A 16,708-nucleotide genomic window follows, 5' to 3' on the forward strand; every position below is an offset into this window, starting at 1 on the left:
ACTGTCAAATCCGGTTAATTCTATCGATTCACCGGCGATGACACATCGCAATTTCTTGCAATTGTTCTCGATTGACTTTGCCTTGAGAATTGCGCGGCAATTGTTCGACAATTACCCAATATTTCGGCCGCTTAAACTTGCTCAACTTATCTTCTATTGCTGCGTGCAGATTTTTGACCGTAACTTCGGAATTAGCGGGAACGTAGATAGCCGTAACGACTTGACCCCAATCTTTGTCTGGCAAGCCAATTACAGCAATATCCGCAACTAAATTAGTCGATCGCACAACGGCTTCAACTTCCGCCGGAAAAACATTTTCTCCGCCTGTGATAATTTTGTCGCTGCTGCGTCCGACGATATTTAAGTAGTTATTTTTATCGAAAAATCCCAAATCATCTAGTTGGAAGTATTGGCGATCGCCAATATTTTTAGGATAATAACCCAACGCCAAAGATTTAGCATTTACCACAATATTTCCGATTTGATTTTCGCACAAAATATCACCATTTGCACTCCGAATAGTTATTTTAGCATGGGGTAAAGTTTGACCGGAACTGTTATTGCCCGCGAGAAAATCTTCGGGTTTTAGTGTAGCAATTTGCGAGGCGGTTTCGGTCATGCCATAACTGGGCGCTAATTTGATTTGATAGTTTCTAGCTGTTTCTAAAAGTTCCGGCCAAGCGGGAGCACCGCCCAAAAGTACGGCACGAAAGCGTCCAAGCCAATTAGCTGTATCGGGATTTTGCAGCAGCCGTTGCAGTTGAGTTGGAACTAAAGAAATGAAAAATTCTTCGGGTTCGATATCGCATATTTTACCATTTTCTAATTCTTTAAATGGCTGAATTGCCAGTTGTCCGCCGCTAGTAAAAGAACGCATGAATTGCATTAAACCGCTGACGTGGTATAAGGGCAAAATGCAGAAAGAGTTGATTTTGTCAACTTGAAAATATTGTTGAAAACCTTGTACTGATGCGGTTAGTGTTTCCCAAGTGTGGATGGCAAAACGGATTTTTCCTGAAGAACCGCCGGTGGGAATCATGATTGTATCAAAACCGCTTTTTGTCGGCGAATGGAATTCGCGGCTATACAAACGAAGTTCGCCTTCGCAGACTGGGATATGGGGAGTGGTGGGAAGCGGGCATTGTCCCCAAATTAAGTCGGGTTGAACTAAATCAAAGACTTGTTGCCATTCTTGTTTTACCCAGTTGGGATTGCAGAGAAAAATCGGGCATTTGGCGGCGCGGGCGGCGGTGAAACTGGCAAGAAATTGCACTGGTTCTGCTTCGGCGATGCAAATTTTTGGGGGTGTTTTTTGTGCGGGATTTTGGGTGATTTCTTGAAATAGCCGATCGACAATTCGGGCAAATTCGCGACTGTCACAACCGATCAGCCAATTATCGGGCAAGCCACACGCGATATCCAGGATATTTACTGTTAGATTTGTTGCCATAGATGCTTTCACCAAGTTTCTCGCTTCAAAACAATTACAGGAGTTACTCACTCCGACAAAGAAATCGGGTTTTTTACCGAATTTGTCGGCTGCAACGCGTCTTTTCGTAAAAAACCCGGTTTCTGAGCCCCAGGAGTAATTTAAAATCTAAAATCTAAAATCTAAAATCGAATGATTGTCGTCGAACCAGCAATCGGTGCCGAAGCCGAGTGCTCTCTTATTTAAAGACAATTGTTTTGCTATATTTAAGGCTGCTTGTCTGCCGATTTCGGTTTCAAATACTGATGAGAAAACAGCGTCTATATTGTGAGTTTGACAAAATTTTCGCAGTTGGGATGGGGAACCGCATATCGCAGGTTTAATGACGAAAATGCCCCGCCAGCCTTGGCTGTAGCACTCTTGGATGCGATCGAGGTTGGCGGCAGATTCGTCAAGGGCGATCGGAGTTGTATAAATAGCATTCAATTCTACCATTTCCTGAAACTGTGTTACTGGCAGCGGCTGTTCCAAAAATTCAATGTCTGCGGAAAAGTCGGGAGTTGCTTTTACCTTGTCGCAAGCTTCCAGCCATGTTTTAGCCTGCGAGTAACTGAGTCCCCCGTTGGCATCTAAGCGCAAAAATCCTTTTTCGCGATCGCACAAATTGTGCATTACTTGGATTAGCTGCTGAAAAATCTTTAATTCTTCCTCAATTGCAGCAACACCAATTTTCCATTTAAACGTGCGATATCCCTCTAACCAAAGTATTGGTAAAGCCTGCAAAGCTGTTTCTCCTGCTGGCAATAAACCGCTGAACCGATTTTGCATTTTCTCCCCCTTTTGGGAAAGGTAAGTTAAATTTTCGCTTTTCTCCCCCCCTTGGCAAGGGGGGGCTGGGGGGGGCGAATTTTTCTTGTTTGATAGTGCCGACTCAAAGCCAAATTGACAAGCCGGCAATTCAGCGGAAATAGCAAAAATCATCTCTGATGAAAGATTAGCTGGCAACTGGTGACAAAAATCTAAAGCTTGCTCAAAACTTTCGGAACCAAACCAACTCAAAGGGGCAATTTCTCCCCAACCAATTCGATTATTTTCGTCCACAAGTCGCAGGATAATTCCTTCGCGAATATCCCAGATGCCGTGACTTGTTTGCAAGGGGCGCTTAAATTTTCGCTGATAAGTGCGAAACTCGAATTGATAAAGCATTAGTTTTTTAGTTAATCATAAAATTGTCTCACAACTGATCCAAACTTATCAATATTTTCAAAATGGATATTGTGACCAGCTTTGGGTACAATTTCCAGAGTAGCCGCCGGACACAAGCTGGCCATTTCGGTATTTATATTTATAAATTTATCATCATATTCTCCCGCTAGCAAGATGATGGGGATTTGATTTTGTGCGAGTTTTTCCCAGAGAGATGGCTGGTTGCCGGTTCCCATGTTGCGGAGGGATTTGGCTAATTCTAAGGGATTGTTTGCTAAGCGGCTTTCTATGAGTTTGTCGAAGTTAGGAGAGTTTTTTAAAGATTTGAATAAAGGGATATCGTACCAGTTGAATAAAAAATCTTTAATGTTGCTATTTTCCAGCTTTTGTGCTAGCTGTAAATCGGCTTGTCGGCGGTGCGATCGCTCTTTTTCTGTCTTCAATCCCGGCGAGGCAGACTCCAGCACTACTTTCTCAAATCTTTCTGGAAAATGTAATGTCATGTAAAGTGCCAATCGCCCGCCCATTGAATAGCCCAATAACAAACATTTGTCTATTTGTAAATCATTTAATAACTGGATCAATGCTTGGGCTGTATTTGATATATTGTAGCAACTTTCGTCGCCGCTGACTCTAGTTTCTCCGTGACCTGGAAGGTCAACTGCTAAGCAGCAATAACTGTTAAAAAGTAAGGGAATGACGCTGCTAAAGTCTTGACTGCTGCCCGTGAATCCATGCAAAAATAAAATTGTCGGCTGATTCTTGTTGCCAGTTAAGGAATAGTGAAATTGATAATGTTTAAAGTCCATCTACAATTATTAGTATAATTGCCGTATTTACTGAAATCTAATTTCCGCATCGCCAACAGAGATAACTGCCTGAAAACGAGTGAGAAAGTCCATACCAAGAAGACCATCTATACGAACATTTGGCGGTATATCGTGGGCAAATACGTCAAAATTTTCTATTAGTTGACCCACGCAATTAAACCAAGATACATTAATTACAGGAACATAGATTCTTCCTTGACCTGTAAAGATTTCTTGCCTGCGTAGAGGATTGCGCGTATCGTAACCCAAATCCTCTAATGTTTTAACTGGCAATATTGTGTAGCTGGCTCCCGTATCCACCAATAAACGCACCCGATACTCAGTAGCCTCACCATTATTTCCACCAATGGTTGCTTGCACCGCGAGCAAATTTCGTCCGTGACGCAATAAGCGATAAGCTTTTTGATAATCTGGCATTTTTGTTACAACATAGCTGCTAAGTCTTCAGGGATAGGGCCGGTGTATTCTATTGCCACCGATTTTCCCTTCCTTGACAAAGCATTATTGTAAAGCAAATCGCGCTCCGGTGAGTGTGCTAAAACTTCACCTCGAATTACATTCAAATCCTCATCCAGCTCAGTGTAAGCAATTAGCACCCACTCGCTAGGATATAAGTGGATGATTTCTTCTAGGCTCATGATTTTGTCAATTTCTGTTTGCGTACTCATGCTTTGATTCTCCTTTTGACCATTCAATGTGAGGTACGGATTGCTGAATTAAAGAAGATTTTGAGAAGTCGCCCAACTCTGCCAACTCGCCCAACTCCCTCAGCTTAGCAAACCATACCTCCAGTTTACCCGAATTCTCGATCGCCCGATCTACAAACCAAAGCCCAACGCCAGCAGCAATCCGCTCGAAAAATGCAGCGTAACTGCGATAAACTTAGAGTTGCTCACCTTTGCAGGTTGGTCGTGATAGTCTGTGACATGGCGGCAAAGGTCGATCGCAAATGGCAAACTTCCAAAAATCAACAGCGTCCAAATTGGGAACATTCCCAAAGCCACAAATAGCACAGTCAAAGTATAAACGCTGCCGCATAACCACTGCAACAACTGAGCACCTTTTTTCGTACCGAGTCGCACAATCGGCGATTTTTTTCCCGCCGCCAAATCATCCGCAATTTGATGAAAGTGGGAACAAAATAAGATGATACTCGTAGTAATTCCCACGATTACCGAAGCCGCAAAATTAGTTGCAGACCAAGTTTGAGTCTGACTGTAATAAGCAGCGGCGAAGGCTAGCGGCCCAAAGGTAAAAAAGCAAATTATTTCCCCCAAACCTTGATAGCCAAGACGAAATGGAGGCCCTTGGTAAGTGTAGCCGAGAGCACAGCACAAAACTACTAGCAAAATTACTGTTGGGTCTTTTTGCCACCAGCTTATGGCACAGATTCCCGACACTCCCACTGCTAAAAATAGATTTGCCAGCCCGAAAATTAAAGCTTTATTTCCGGTTAAATTAACTAGGGAATGCGCTTTATTTTTATCGATGCCTGTTTCTGAGTCAAATACATCATTGCTGAGATTCAGCCATGCTATAATCAAAATGGCTGACATTAAAAATGTCGAAAAAATTGACGAATTAATCGTTTGAGTTTCGGCAAAAGCAACTGCTGTTCCTACTGAAATAGGAATTACCGCAACGCTGTACATGGGCGGCTTGATTGCCGCCAGCCACAATTTACTATTTGGACGTTCAATTAACTTTGTTGTCATTACACAAACTTGATGCAATTGATAGCAGCGTAGTAATTTTACAATTTTATTGGTGAAGAAACTCTACTCTGCATCGGGTTTAGTGCGCGGGGGGTATCCGTTGACAGGCTTTGCGGGCGATCGCGCGCCCGGTAATGCCCGTCTGCAAACCTCTGTGGGGGCGATCGTATGAGAGTCGAGATTGAGTCGCTCAATCTTAAAGTTTTATGTCTAAATGTTTCGATCGATCGCGGGTTGGCGTTAGCTTTCGCGATCCGAAGGAAAGCCCTCGAAGAAGATCGTCTGTTTTTTGCCCCCCGCCGATCCCAAACTTTCCGGGAAACTCGAAAGGTCATGTTTTGCGATCGCCCTCCCGTGCTTAGATCGAAATAGGGGTTCTAGCGGGACAAAACCGCACTCTTTCTGACAAATCTGCTATTCTCGCTTTCATGACAGTAATACCGCACCGCGCTAATCTTTTACAAGACCGCAATCAACTGCATCAGTTTCTGTTAGATTGCCAGCAGTCTTTAACCGAAAAAGATCAAACCAAGATAGTTAGTATTTCTCAGGAGATTGCCCCCGTCGATCCGCTAGTTGTACTTCAAGAGATTTCCGAACCTTGCCAGCGGCACTTTTACTTTGAAAAAAGAGACCCGATTTCCGGCAACAGTTTTGCGATCGCCGCCCTAGATTCGGCCATCCATTTAACAGTAGCCGGAAGCGATCGATTTACCCTAGCTCAAAATTTTATTCAATCTTGTCTTGCCCGAACAATTACCATCGGTACAGAACGCTTGCCCTTCAGCGGGCCCCACTTTTTTTGTAGCTTTGCTTTTTTCGATGAGAATGTCGCGACCAATTCTTACTTCCCCCCTGGCACCGTATTTTTACCAAAATGGCAGATTACTCGCCTGAAAGATAGCTGCATAATTGTTGCCAATGCAATTATAAACCGAGATATAAATGTTAAAATTATCACGGATAATATTTGGGAAAATTTTGATAAAATTTCGTGTTCACCTTACAAAAAAATCACGTCTATTAGAAACAGCTCGATATTTTTCAAACAAATTCCTGTGAATGATGCCACTCAATTTAAAACATCCGTCAAGTCCGCTTTAGACTTGATCCACTCTCAATATTTCAGTAAGATTGTTTTGTCCCAAGCAATAAATGTCATTTCCCAAACCCCTTTCAGTTTAATAGATTCGTTAAATAACTTGCGCCTTACTTATCCCGGTTGCTACGTATTTTCCACCAGTAACGGCAAAGGTCAAAATTTCATCGGTGCCAGTCCAGAACGCTTAATCAGCATTCACAAAAATGAGTTAGTAACAGATGCCTTAGCAGGTTCCGCACCGAGGGGGAAAAATGAAGCGGAAGATGCGAATTTAGGCAAAGGTTTACTCAACAGCGAAAAGGATATTCGAGAACATCGAGTTGTAATTGATTTTATAGTCGATCGCCTGTCGAGTCTCGGTATCAATCCCGACTTTTCCCCGGTTCCCAGGCTACTGCAACTGTCAAACATTCAGCATTTGTGGACACCCATAAGGGCTAGAATTCCCCGTGATATTCATTTATTAAAGATTTTATCCCAACTGCATCCAACGCCAGCGGTGGCGGGCGTACCGAGAGACATTGCCCTACAGCAAATTCGCGGCTGCGAAAGCTGCGATCGCTCGTTGTATGCAGCGCCCCTCGGCTGGATAGATCGCACCGGCAACGGCGAATTTGCCGTGGGCATTCGATCGGCATTAATCGATGGCGATCGGGCTATACTTTATGCTGGTGCTGGTATTGTTGCCGGTTCGGAACCCGAAAAAGAACTAGCAGAAATTCAGCTCAAATTACAACCACTTTTAAATGCTTTAGTTTAGCAATATATTATAAAAATGATTGATTTTCGCAATACCAACACTCTCTGGTCTTCAATATTAGCAGAGACATTGCAACGACTGGGATTAACTACCGCCGTGATTTGTCCCGGTTCGCGATCGGCACCATTAACAATAGCCTTTGCTCAAAACAAAAAAATAGAAACTATTCCCATACTAGATGAACGTTCAGCCAGCTTTTTCGCATTAGGAATTGCCAAAAAATCCGGTTTTCCAACCGCACTAATTTGCACATCGGGAACCGCTGCAGCCAACTTTTATCCTGCGATAATAGAAGCCAGAGAAAGTCGAATTGCGCTGCTAATATTCACCGCCGATAGACCTCCAGAACTGCGGGACTGTCACGCCGGACAAGCGATCGACCAAGTGAAAATATACGGCAATTATCCCAACTGGCAAGCCGAATTAGCGATACCTTCTGCGTCCAGAGGAATGCTAGACTATCTGCGGCAGACGGTAATGTATGCTTGGGAGCGATCGCAATTTCCAACACCCGGCCCCGTCCACCTCAACATCCCCTTTCGCGACCCACTTGTACCCGTTCCAGACATAGCCGTAGAAGCTTTAGAAACACAATTCAATCCCGAAGAATTCTTTGCAGGATTAGAACCCATTTTCGCAGGAGAAAGCTCTACCCCCCCCAGCCCCCCCTTGTTAAGGGGGGGAGAAGAAAATACAATGCACCAATGGCACAAGTGCAGCAAAGGCATTATTATTGCAGGCGTTGCACAGCCCCAATTTGCCGAAAAATACTGTAGTGCGATCGGCCAAATTTCCAAATCCTTAAACTGGCCAATTTTAGCAGAAGGACTATCCCCAGTCAGAAACCACGCCCAACTAAACCCCCATCTAATTTCCACCTACGATTTAATCCTGCGAAACCGCGAACTAGCAGATAAATTAACTCCAGAAATCGCCATTCAAATCGGAGACTTACCCACAAGCAAAGAACTGCGAAACTGGCTAAACAAAACCCAACCAAAACGCTACATAATCGACCCCAGCCACCACAACTTCGATCCCCTACACGGCCAAACAATTCACCTGCGAACCTCCGTAGAGCATCTAGCCACTGCTATTTCCCCTCAAATCCCCCCCCTTAACAAGGGCAAATCAACTCCAGTCCCCCCCCTTAGCAAGGGGGGGTTAGGGGGGGTTCTAACCTCTCCCTCAAACGAATACCTCCAACTTTGGCGCAACACCGAAATCCAAGTCAGACAAACAATAGACCAAAAAATAGCAACAATTAACAACATAATCGAGCCCAAAGTTTCCTGGCTGCTTTCCCAAATTTTGCCGCCTGGAACACCGATATTTATTGCCAACAGTATGCCCGTCAGAGATGTAGAGTTTTTCTGGAAGCCAAACAACTTAGAAATAAAACCGTTTTTCAATCGCGGCGCTAACGGTATAGACGGCACATTATCAACAGCTTTGGGAGTTGCTCACCGCAATCTAAGCAGCATCCTGCTAACAGGCGATTTAACACTTTTGCACGATACAAACGGTTTTTTAATTAAAAATAAATTTGTCGGTCATCTGACAATATTATTAATTAATAACAACGGCGGCGGAATTTTTGAAATGTTGCCCGTTGCCAAATTTGACCCGCCCTTTGAAGAGTTTTTTGCCACGCCGCAGCAGATGAATTTTGCTCATTTGTGTGCAACTTATGGCGTGGAACACGAGGTAATTGAGGATTGGGAACAGTTCAAACAAAAATTAAATTTGCTGCCAAATAGCGGGATTCGCGTCTTAGAATTGCAAACAGACAGGCGATCGGATGCTAAATGGCGGCAAGATAATTTAGGTAAATTTGCCAAAGGTTCGTAGTAAGGACTTTTGTCAATAAGCCTTTCGCGGGCGGGCTCTTCGGCCCAACCCCTACACCCCACAAGCAGAAAATTCACTCTTTGTGGAACAGGCCCAAAAGCCTGTTCTTGGGAATGCTGCAATATCTCAGTTTAAACTGCTGGTTGAGCTAGCAGCGAATCTAACTCTCCTTCTGCATCGAGTTTGTGAATGTCATCGCAGCCGCCTACGTGTTGCTTATTAATGAAAATTTGGGGTACGCTGCGGCGTCCGTTAGCGCGATCGGCCATTGCCTTTCTAGCCGCTTCGTCGCCATCAATTTTGTATTCCGTAAAATTTACGCCTTTCCACCACAGCAAAGTTTTGGCGCGGATGCAGTAGGGACAGGTTTGCCAAGTATAGATTTCCACATTGGCTTTGATGCGATCGGGCTTGCGGCCCAAGATGGGATTGAGAAAATCAAGCATTTTCAGTACGGGGGTAAGGGTGGAACTCATTTAGAAATCATACCCAATGTATAAATTCCGCTGGTATGGGCGCATCTGCCAGAGGTGGGTTTTAAGCTGTCGGGCGATCGCATTGTGACCCAAATCACAATTTGACTCTACTCGGATCACTTGCTTTCACCCCTGACAATCACCTTCGCGGCCTCATTAATATCACCGATATTTTGAGGAAACCAGAAGATGATAAATATATCGAATTCAACCGCACTGCCATGAACCCCGTACAACTCCTCCCCGGCGCTATCTCTGAAATCCTCGCTTCTGTAACGGATACAGGCGTTTTGACTCTGGCCGATCGCTACGGTTTGATGGCCGCCACCTTCGACGACTCTCTGAATGACGAAGACAGAGGCTGTGTCAACCGCCTGCTGCGGGCGGTGCTCAGAGGCAGAGTCCAAGTAGTCAACGAACTTTCCGCAGCATTCTAATCGGGATTTGAAGTTTTGTTCTGAAGGCAAGGTGAGTCAGCGGTAGATGAAAATAGTGGAAACTCAGGCAGGAGTTGAAACAGCGGTAATTTGAATTCGATTTAAAGTTTTCTCCTCTAACTCAACAACGGTTTTTTTGTCAAAGCAGCCTTTACCGGCTGCTTTTTTTTTGATTTAATCGCGGGTTGTCAGAAACCGGGTTTTTACCAAAATACTGGATTCAAACCCTTAATCTCGGAAAAAACCCGGTTTCTTAAGTCTCTGTGTGTTTTTCGGTACTTCCAAGTCCTCTAATCGCGGATTTCGATGTTGTACTGGCGGCAGAGGGCGATCAGTTCTTGTTGGAAGCGATCGCGCACATTCTGGGGCGAGACAATCACGCAGTCTTTGCCGTACCGAAACACCTCTCGGAACAGCCAGAATCGGCTGGATACCCGCTTCACTACATGGCGCACGTCTCCCACCATTTCATTTGCCACATCTTCATCCGGTTTGGATTCATAGTTTCCAGCCAATCCCCTTAAAAAGTGTAAGTGTACTTCCAGATAGTCTATGGTTTCGCGCCAATTTTCACTGGCAGGTAGCAAGTTAACAATCTTGTCCAAACGCAAACACCGATTGTGAGCTAATTCCGGGATTTCTCTGGGATCGGCATCGTCGCACCAGATTTCTAGGTACAGGCGCTTGTCGTAGAGGCGAATTTTGGCACTGCGGGCAGTAAATTCGCTCAATTTGTCTTTGCCTGACTGGTAAAACAGCCTGAACGGTTGGCGATCGTCAATCAGTTGATTGAGTCGAAGCCGCCACGCTTCGGCAGTTTGGTTGACTTGTTCGAGTAACTTTTGCCGGAAAGGGGTTTCCAGATTGGCTTTGTCCAAAAGTAATGCCATGACGATCTGGGCGGCTTCGACTTCGCCAGAGTCGTTGAGGAATTTGACGGCTTTGTTCAAGGATTGTACCTGCACTGAATTGAGGGTAAAGGGTTCGCCCACTTCGATTTTTTGTTGGGCGATCGCGACCAGTAACCCAGACACACTGGGACTTTTGCCCCATAAGATACCGAGGCGAAGGGCGATCGCCTCTAGCTGTTCCTTGGTTCCGGTCGGAATTGAAAGTGTAATTGTCTCTTTTTTGCGGGGCATTAAACAAATTGTACTTGCACACTTGACAGATTGGGTTTTCAATGTAAATATAATTTTAGTGCAAGTACAAACATCCCAGAGATAACGAAGGCTATAAATTTCAGTCCTGGACGCATGGTAGTCAGAAACCGGGTTTTTTTACGAAAAGACGCGTTCTACCCGACAGTTCGAGTATAAAAACCCGGTTTCTTTGGTTTTATGCGTTCAGGACTGAATTTGAGAAACGTCGCCTGAGCCGGCAGTAGCACGAAACCGATTGTTGCTGAACGTCAATAATAGGGTGTAAGGCTATTTTGTCAGGGGATTGGAGGGAATTTTTCTCCTTCTACCCCTGTAAAGATAGAGTGCTAGAGACAATTTATTATGACTAGAAAAATTTATCTGTCCTAGTCGTCGAATTTGTTTACCCTACAAAAGTTAACCATGCTCCAAATTTCCCCAACACTGACTGAACTTCAGGAAATTGCTTCACAACTTCCCGAACAAATTCCTTACCTCAAAATGCTAATCCTCTTTGGTTCTCGTGCCAGAGGTGATACTCACCCAAAAAGTGATTGGGATTTTGCCGCACTTTACGATGAAAAGCTTAGGGAAGAATATTGCCAAGACCGGGGATTTTCTTGGTTTGAAGTTCCAGGAATTTTGGGTCAACTTTTTAGAATAAATAGTGACGATATTGATGTGGTGGAATTACATCGCTGTTCGTCGCTAATTGCTCATTTTGTAGCGCGAGACGGAATTTTACTGTACGAAACAGAATTAGGTAAATTTGAAGCTTTTAAACAACAATGTTTCATGACTGATGCAGAATTAGAAGTGCTGCGTCAGAATCTGCGACAAAAAATCGAGGTTGCGTTGCAAAGGAGGGGAGTATGAAGGAGATTGAGCCTGCCATCGTCCTAGCTAAGCTGGATTTTATGACAGACTATCTAGAGAGTTTAAGTTCTTTTGAGTCAATTTCTTTAGAAAAATATCTTAGCGATCGGGGAAAGCAGTTAATTATAGAACGATTGTTGCAACTAATTATTCAAGTTGCAATTGATGTCAATCGATATTTGCTCAAGCGATTAGAAGTCCAGCAACCGAATAGCAACTTTGATGTTTTTATAGAAGTTAGCAACTGTGGCATTATAACAGCGGAGTTAGCTAGCATCTTATCTCAATCAGGTGTTTTGCGTAACCGTCTGGTACATCTGTATGACGAAATCGATCCTGTCAAAGTGCATCAAGCCATCGATCTTGTATTGCAGAAATACCCGATTTATCAACGGCAAGTCACTACTTATCTAGATTCTATTCTAGATAATACATAGATCGATAGTAATTAATCTAAAAACTGATGAACTTATGAGGGCGAAATTATGTCAATAAAAAGCCTGCTTTTTGACGAAGAACCTCAAACTTTAGACCACCGCTATTTTAGCGAAGTCCGTCCGAAACTGTACCAACTGCATACCAATCACGGACAGTACGGCACTCGCCAAGGACGCACCCTTGCCGAACACCTCGATTCGGCTTGTCAGTTCGTTTTAACGGTTAGCAAAATTGCCGGAGTTCCCGATGACAAACGCGCTTGTATTCTGGCCGCGACTGCCGTTCACGATTTGAATAAGTTGGCAGAGGACGGACGCAATGTTAAGGCGTTGGCACGCGATCGCACTTTTTTGCTACAACAACTCGATCGCGCCTGCGTTGCCCAATTCGCCCAAACCGAGTCCGAACTCGAACTCGTCCGCCGCCTGATAGAACGCCATTCCGGCCACAGCGCCAGCGATGGAATGCGTTTTTTGCCTGAAGATCCCAATATCAAACGTTGGGCCGCGATGTTGATTGGGGGCGACTTATTTGACTTAGGAATTGAGGAAAATAAGCGCATTCGCAAAGTTGAAACCGAGTTAACCGTTGCATTGCAGCGTGACAGTAAGTTGTTTCATGTCACTCTTTCCGAAGACCGAGGTTATTTAACTTCGCTGTTGCTGTCAGCTTGTGAAGAGGTTTTGCACGATCGCAATTTGCATACTCTCGCGATCGATCCCAACGGTCAAATTTTTGTCGGAGAAGCCTTTCCCGACGGCGATTTAAGCTTAATCATTGCTCAAAAATGGCAAAAAAAGATCGATCGCGTCTTTAGCAGCAACGTCGAACAACTCGTGAACGCCACCAAAGACGGCATCAAAATCGACCCGCAAGCCATCCAACAAAACCCAGAAGCAACTTTAGACCAAGTAGATAAGTTACTGCTAAAAAAAGCCAGCGGTTACAAAGTTGAAAAAGTCGCCAAGGATATTGACAAATATGGCGGCGATGCTGGAGAAAATGCCGTTACCGCAGCCGCTGCTGTCGGCTTGCATCCAGTTTCCAATGCCGATGAATTTGCCATTTCTGAAGGACTAAAAACTGCTTACCTCAGCTATCGGGCCGCCGAACTCAGCCCCAAGGATGTTTGGGATCGAATTGCAACGCAAGTCGGATTATCCCCAGAACAGCGGGCGGCATTGGAACCGTTTAACGCGCAGTACGGACGCTGTTTGTTTGCGGCTAAATCCATCGAGGGCGATCGCGAACAGAAGCTAGAAAAGGTATTTGCCGCCTTAGAAGACTCATTTCAACTACGCGGCAAAGCCGAAGAGATAGACGTATCTGAAGAATTGGTAAATGCCGTTCGGCAACTGCTCAACTTTTCCACACCAGCCAATTGGCAAGGCTTTAATGAACTCACAGCCTACATTGAAGCTAACCCGCGCCAGCGCTGTTCCTTGGGGACAACATCGCTACAAATCGGCGAATTGAGTTCCCCAAAAATGCCACCGGGAACCAAAGTCCAAGCTTTTTCCAATCGTCTTCCCGGCGGCATGATTGCTGAACCCAAACGGCGGGCAGATAACTTATCGGCATTGGGTTATCAGTTGATGGCAGTGGGTGCAAATTTCCCTAATTCTGTCAAACAAGACCCGCTATATCTTCACTTTGCCCTGCCAAAAGGATCGAGTATTGAACTCAGAACAATTTGGCAAAATTTTCTGAAAAATACCGCAGCCCACAATGAAGATGGGACAGTAACAGTTGACGAAATTAAACTTTACCGCGAAAACGAGAGGGTTTTTCAATCCAACAAAATGGTTGGGTTTGCACTGCCAAAACGTCCTGAATTTATCAACTCAACGGTGACAATTCCCGTGCTGTGGGGAGAAGTTAATAACTCGGTGGCGTTGCTAAAATCGCTCAGATTGGCGTTGGAAATGAGTTTGCCATTTGACTTTGGTTTTCCCTTTGTTTTGGGTGCCAATCTGGAAGTCGAACCAACTTGGGATTTTTTCGGAAAAGTTGAGGGAATTCCGTCATCTTTGCAGCCACTATTAGGCAGCGGCCAGTATCGGCGAAACGGTCATTTATCCGAGGAAGAACGGCGCACGGCCGTCACGGTCGAGCAAGTTTTAGAACGACTGCGCTGTATCGGAAAGCTAGCTATTTCGGTGGCAAGTATTCAGAAAAAAGATGACTCTTTGTATGACTTGGCGCGGGCGGCAACTCGTCCCCTGAGTTTCTATTACGTCCTGCTGCGCTGGCTGCTGCGGGAACAAGATGACCCCAATTTGGAGGCAATTTGGTCTCGGATAAAAGAACCTTTGAATAATTTACTGAGGAGTCTCATGTCAGAAGAACACGATCGCGTTTCTAGTTATCTCAAGCAAGCCGCACACATTGCTGAATCTGCCAAGTTGCGGGGCAGTTCCTTCCGCCGCACTGCCCAAACTGAACCGTTTTCGGAATTTATCAAAGCTGTGCGATCGCGAAAATCTCATATGGATTGGGACACGGTATTTGCCGCCCTAGTGCAGCAATATCACAACCGTCTCGATCGCATTCGAGAACACGGCGTGGGTGCAACAAAATACGAACAAGTCAAGCAGTTTTATCAAGTTTTGCAACAACTGTTTGATCGGGTTTATCACTCGCGTCCCGAACGACTGCTAACCGATAGCAAAACCCTTGAAGCTGCTTACTTGTTCTTTTTACAAGAAGCCCGTCAAGAACTTAAGTCTAAAACCGAATCGGCAACCACGTCTAAAACCGAATCTGAATCCACATCTGCAAACAACTAGGAGAATACAAAATGTCGATCGCAAAATTGCAACCATTCCTCGCACCCAGCTACGAAAACTTCCCCAAAGGCCGCACCATTGGGATTGTTGTCCTTCGTACCACGCAATCGGAAACCATTTTTCGGACAGAGGGAACGGGGGAACCGATGTGTAGTGAATACGTGCAAGCTGGCATTGAAGATACCGAATCAATTCCTCGGTTGGTGATGACAAAACGCAAACAAGTTGCACCGGAAAGGCGGAAAGGACGAGAGTTTTTGCGTTCGCACAATCTTCTCTACACCGCACCCAAAACTGATGCAATTTGTGCTCTCAATACCAATGCGCCTTGTGAAATGTGCGTTGATTGCTTCCTCTACGGCTTCGCAGCGGGGGGAGAAGGGGCGCAAAAAAGCCGGGTGTGGACAGAGGATGCGTTTAGCGTGTTGCATTCGACAGAACTAATTGCCGATCGCACCATCAATGCTATCTTTGAAACCGGAACTATGCGCGATGAAAAGGGTAACGCTTCGACGGCCCTCAACACCAGCGAATACATCAAACCTGGGGTTCACTTCCTCGATATTGTCACCCTCAAAGATGTCACCGCTGACGAACTGCGCTACACCCTCGGCAACATTTTATTAACCAGTCGTTATGGTGCCGTTTCCAGCCGCGTCGGACGCATGGACAATCAAATTCTCGGTGTATTTGGCGGTATTGCCGAACTGCCGAGTTCCCTGGAATTGGTACAAGGAATTTATGACAAGCTGAAAGCAAAAAATACCGCCCTAGAACATCCTTTAAAAACCGCATCTTTAGTAGATGCAACTCAGGAAATTATCAGCAGTTGGACAAACAAACGAGGTATTTCGATGCAGTTGTCCGCCACCGAATGTGACGCGCTGATTGCCGATGTCGATCGCCATTGGTCGCTACCGGAACAAGAAACATTCCTCAAACGCTTGGATGAATCCTACGCACCCTGGCGGAAGGTGAAGAGTGAAGGAGGTGGGAAGAAAGGAAAGGGTAAAAAATCAGAAGAATAGTGATTGTAGGGGCGAAAGGCTTTCGCCCTTCCTAAAACTAAGAAATAGGAGAAAAGTCTACATCTTCATACAAATCCTCGATCGCGCAGGAAAAATCCACGCTAGCCAGATGAATTGTATCCGTTTCTCGATAAGGATAGAGAACCCATTGTCCTTGGTCATTACGGCGAAAACACTCAACCTGTATTCGAGTTTGGCTGATGAGTACGTATTCTTGGAGAGATTCTAAATTTCGGTAATCGGTAAATTTGTCCCCGCGATCGAAAGCTTCTGTTGTCTCAGATAAAACTTCCACAATCAAACAGGGATAGCGCAAGAAATTGCTAAACTCTCTGTCCCGGCGATCGCAAGTAACCGCAATATCTGGATAGTAATAGGTGTTAATCCTCTCAATCCGAACCTTTGTATCAGAAATATATGGGAGACAACCTCGTCCGCGCAGATGATTTCTCAGCAACACATACAGGTTTCCAGTAATTAGCACGTGAGTATTACTTGCCCCTGCCATTGCGTACATATCGCCCTGCCTGTATTCATGTTTAACCGAATTGGTTTCCTCTAATTGCAGATAATCTTCTGGAGAAAGATAGCCGGAATTTTGACTTGCAACCATATTCTTAATCCATCCT

16 protein-coding genes are annotated in these 16,708 nt (G+C 44.9%); 7 read left to right on the plus strand and 9 right to left on the minus strand.

Going from position 1 to position 16,708, the window contains the following annotated elements; translation table 11 throughout:
* Window positions 1-28: 28 nt before the first annotated feature.
* From QUA88_RS00440 to menA, 6 genes are all read right to left on the minus strand, one after another.
* Window positions 29-1,450 (minus strand): 2-succinylbenzoate--CoA ligase, encoded by a 1,422-nt coding sequence (locus tag QUA88_RS00440; protein ID WP_333232840.1) that lies wholly within the window; start codon window positions 1,448-1,450, stop codon window positions 29-31.
* Between the two features lie 147 nt (window positions 1,451-1,597).
* The gene (locus QUA88_RS00445) at window positions 1,598-2,635 is read right to left on the minus strand and encodes an o-succinylbenzoate synthase (protein ID WP_333232837.1); all 1,038 of its coding nucleotides are present in this window, start codon (window positions 2,633-2,635) and stop codon (window positions 1,598-1,600) included.
* An 11-nt stretch (window positions 2,636-2,646) separates the two neighbouring features.
* The gene (gene menH, locus QUA88_RS00450; RefSeq protein ID WP_333208398.1) at window positions 2,647-3,444 is read right to left on the minus strand and encodes a 2-succinyl-6-hydroxy-2,4-cyclohexadiene-1-carboxylate synthase; all 798 of its coding nucleotides are present in this window, start codon (window positions 3,442-3,444) and stop codon (window positions 2,647-2,649) included.
* A 27-nt stretch (window positions 3,445-3,471) separates the two neighbouring features.
* Complete coding sequence (locus tag QUA88_RS00455; protein ID WP_333052630.1) at window positions 3,472-3,882, minus strand: retropepsin-like aspartic protease; 411 nt, start codon at window positions 3,880-3,882, stop codon at window positions 3,472-3,474.
* 5 nt (window positions 3,883-3,887) lie between these two features.
* Window positions 3,888-4,133 (minus strand): hypothetical protein, encoded by a 246-nt coding sequence (locus QUA88_RS00460; protein ID WP_333052632.1) that lies wholly within the window; start codon window positions 4,131-4,133, stop codon window positions 3,888-3,890.
* Between the two features lie 150 nt (window positions 4,134-4,283).
* Entirely contained in the window at window positions 4,284-5,180 is an 897-nt protein-coding gene (menA, locus tag QUA88_RS00465) for a 2-carboxy-1,4-naphthoquinone phytyltransferase (protein WP_333052635.1), read from the minus strand.
* A 428-nt stretch (window positions 5,181-5,608) separates the two neighbouring features.
* On the opposite strand from menA, the gene QUA88_RS00470 reads away from it, so the two are divergent.
* Both QUA88_RS00470 and menD read left to right on the plus strand, forming a co-directional pair.
* Window positions 5,609-7,042: an isochorismate synthase gene (locus QUA88_RS00470; protein WP_333208397.1), complete on the plus strand. Its 1,434-nt coding sequence runs from the start codon at window positions 5,609-5,611 to the stop codon at window positions 7,040-7,042.
* Window positions 7,043-7,057: 15 nt separating this feature from the next.
* Window positions 7,058-8,893, plus strand: a complete 1,836-nt coding sequence (menD, locus tag QUA88_RS00475) for a 2-succinyl-5-enolpyruvyl-6-hydroxy-3-cyclohexene-1-carboxylic-acid synthase (protein WP_333269680.1) — start codon at window positions 7,058-7,060, stop codon at window positions 8,891-8,893.
* A gap of 131 nt (window positions 8,894-9,024) precedes the next feature.
* Here menD and grxC read toward each other — a convergent pair whose 3' ends face one another.
* A complete protein-coding gene (gene grxC, locus QUA88_RS00480; RefSeq protein ID WP_333269824.1) occupies window positions 9,025-9,339 on the minus strand; it encodes a glutaredoxin 3 in 315 nt (104 codons plus the stop codon).
* 251 nt (window positions 9,340-9,590) lie between these two features.
* On the opposite strand from grxC, the gene QUA88_RS00485 reads away from it, so the two are divergent.
* Window positions 9,591-9,806 carry a hypothetical protein gene (locus QUA88_RS00485; protein WP_333052699.1) on the plus strand — a complete coding sequence of 72 codons (216 nt, stop codon included), beginning with the start codon at window positions 9,591-9,593 and terminating at the stop codon, window positions 9,804-9,806.
* Between the two features lie 290 nt (window positions 9,807-10,096).
* On the opposite strand, the gene QUA88_RS00490 is transcribed toward QUA88_RS00485, so the two are convergent.
* Window positions 10,097-10,990, minus strand: a complete 894-nt coding sequence (locus QUA88_RS00490) for a WYL domain-containing protein (RefSeq protein WP_333269682.1) — start codon at window positions 10,988-10,990, stop codon at window positions 10,097-10,099.
* 381 nt (window positions 10,991-11,371) lie between these two features.
* Here QUA88_RS00490 and mntA point away from each other — a divergent pair, with 381 nt between their 5' ends.
* From mntA to cas7d, 4 genes are read left to right on the plus strand one after another with little or no spacing between them, the layout of a single operon-like run.
* Complete coding sequence (gene mntA, locus QUA88_RS00495; protein WP_333052644.1) at window positions 11,372-11,824, plus strand: type VII toxin-antitoxin system MntA family adenylyltransferase antitoxin; 453 nt, start codon at window positions 11,372-11,374, stop codon at window positions 11,822-11,824.
* Window positions 11,821-12,261, plus strand: coding sequence for a type VII toxin-antitoxin system HepT family RNase toxin (gene hepT, locus QUA88_RS00500; RefSeq protein ID WP_333269685.1), 441 nt, complete (start codon window positions 11,821-11,823; stop codon window positions 12,259-12,261). The genes mntA and hepT overlap by 4 nt, the downstream gene beginning before the upstream one ends.
* Window positions 12,262-12,309: 48 nt before the next feature.
* Window positions 12,310-15,051 (plus strand): CRISPR-associated protein Csc3, encoded by a 2,742-nt coding sequence (locus QUA88_RS00505; RefSeq protein ID WP_333269688.1) that lies wholly within the window; start codon window positions 12,310-12,312, stop codon window positions 15,049-15,051.
* An 11-nt stretch (window positions 15,052-15,062) separates the two neighbouring features.
* Window positions 15,063-16,079, plus strand: coding sequence for a type I-D CRISPR-associated protein Cas7/Csc2 (cas7d, locus tag QUA88_RS00510; RefSeq protein WP_333269692.1), 1,017 nt, complete (start codon window positions 15,063-15,065; stop codon window positions 16,077-16,079).
* 37 nt (window positions 16,080-16,116) lie between these two features.
* Here cas7d and QUA88_RS00515 read toward each other — a convergent pair whose 3' ends face one another.
* Window positions 16,117-16,692 carry a Uma2 family endonuclease gene (locus tag QUA88_RS00515; protein ID WP_333052653.1) on the minus strand — a complete coding sequence of 192 codons (576 nt, stop codon included), beginning with the start codon at window positions 16,690-16,692 and terminating at the stop codon, window positions 16,117-16,119.
* Window positions 16,693-16,708 lie beyond the last annotated feature (16 nt).

Origin of the sequence: Microcoleus sp. D3_18_C2, from assembly GCF_036702395.1 — a bacterium.
Taxonomy (GTDB): Bacteria; Cyanobacteriota; Cyanobacteriia; order Cyanobacteriales; family Microcoleaceae; genus Microcoleus.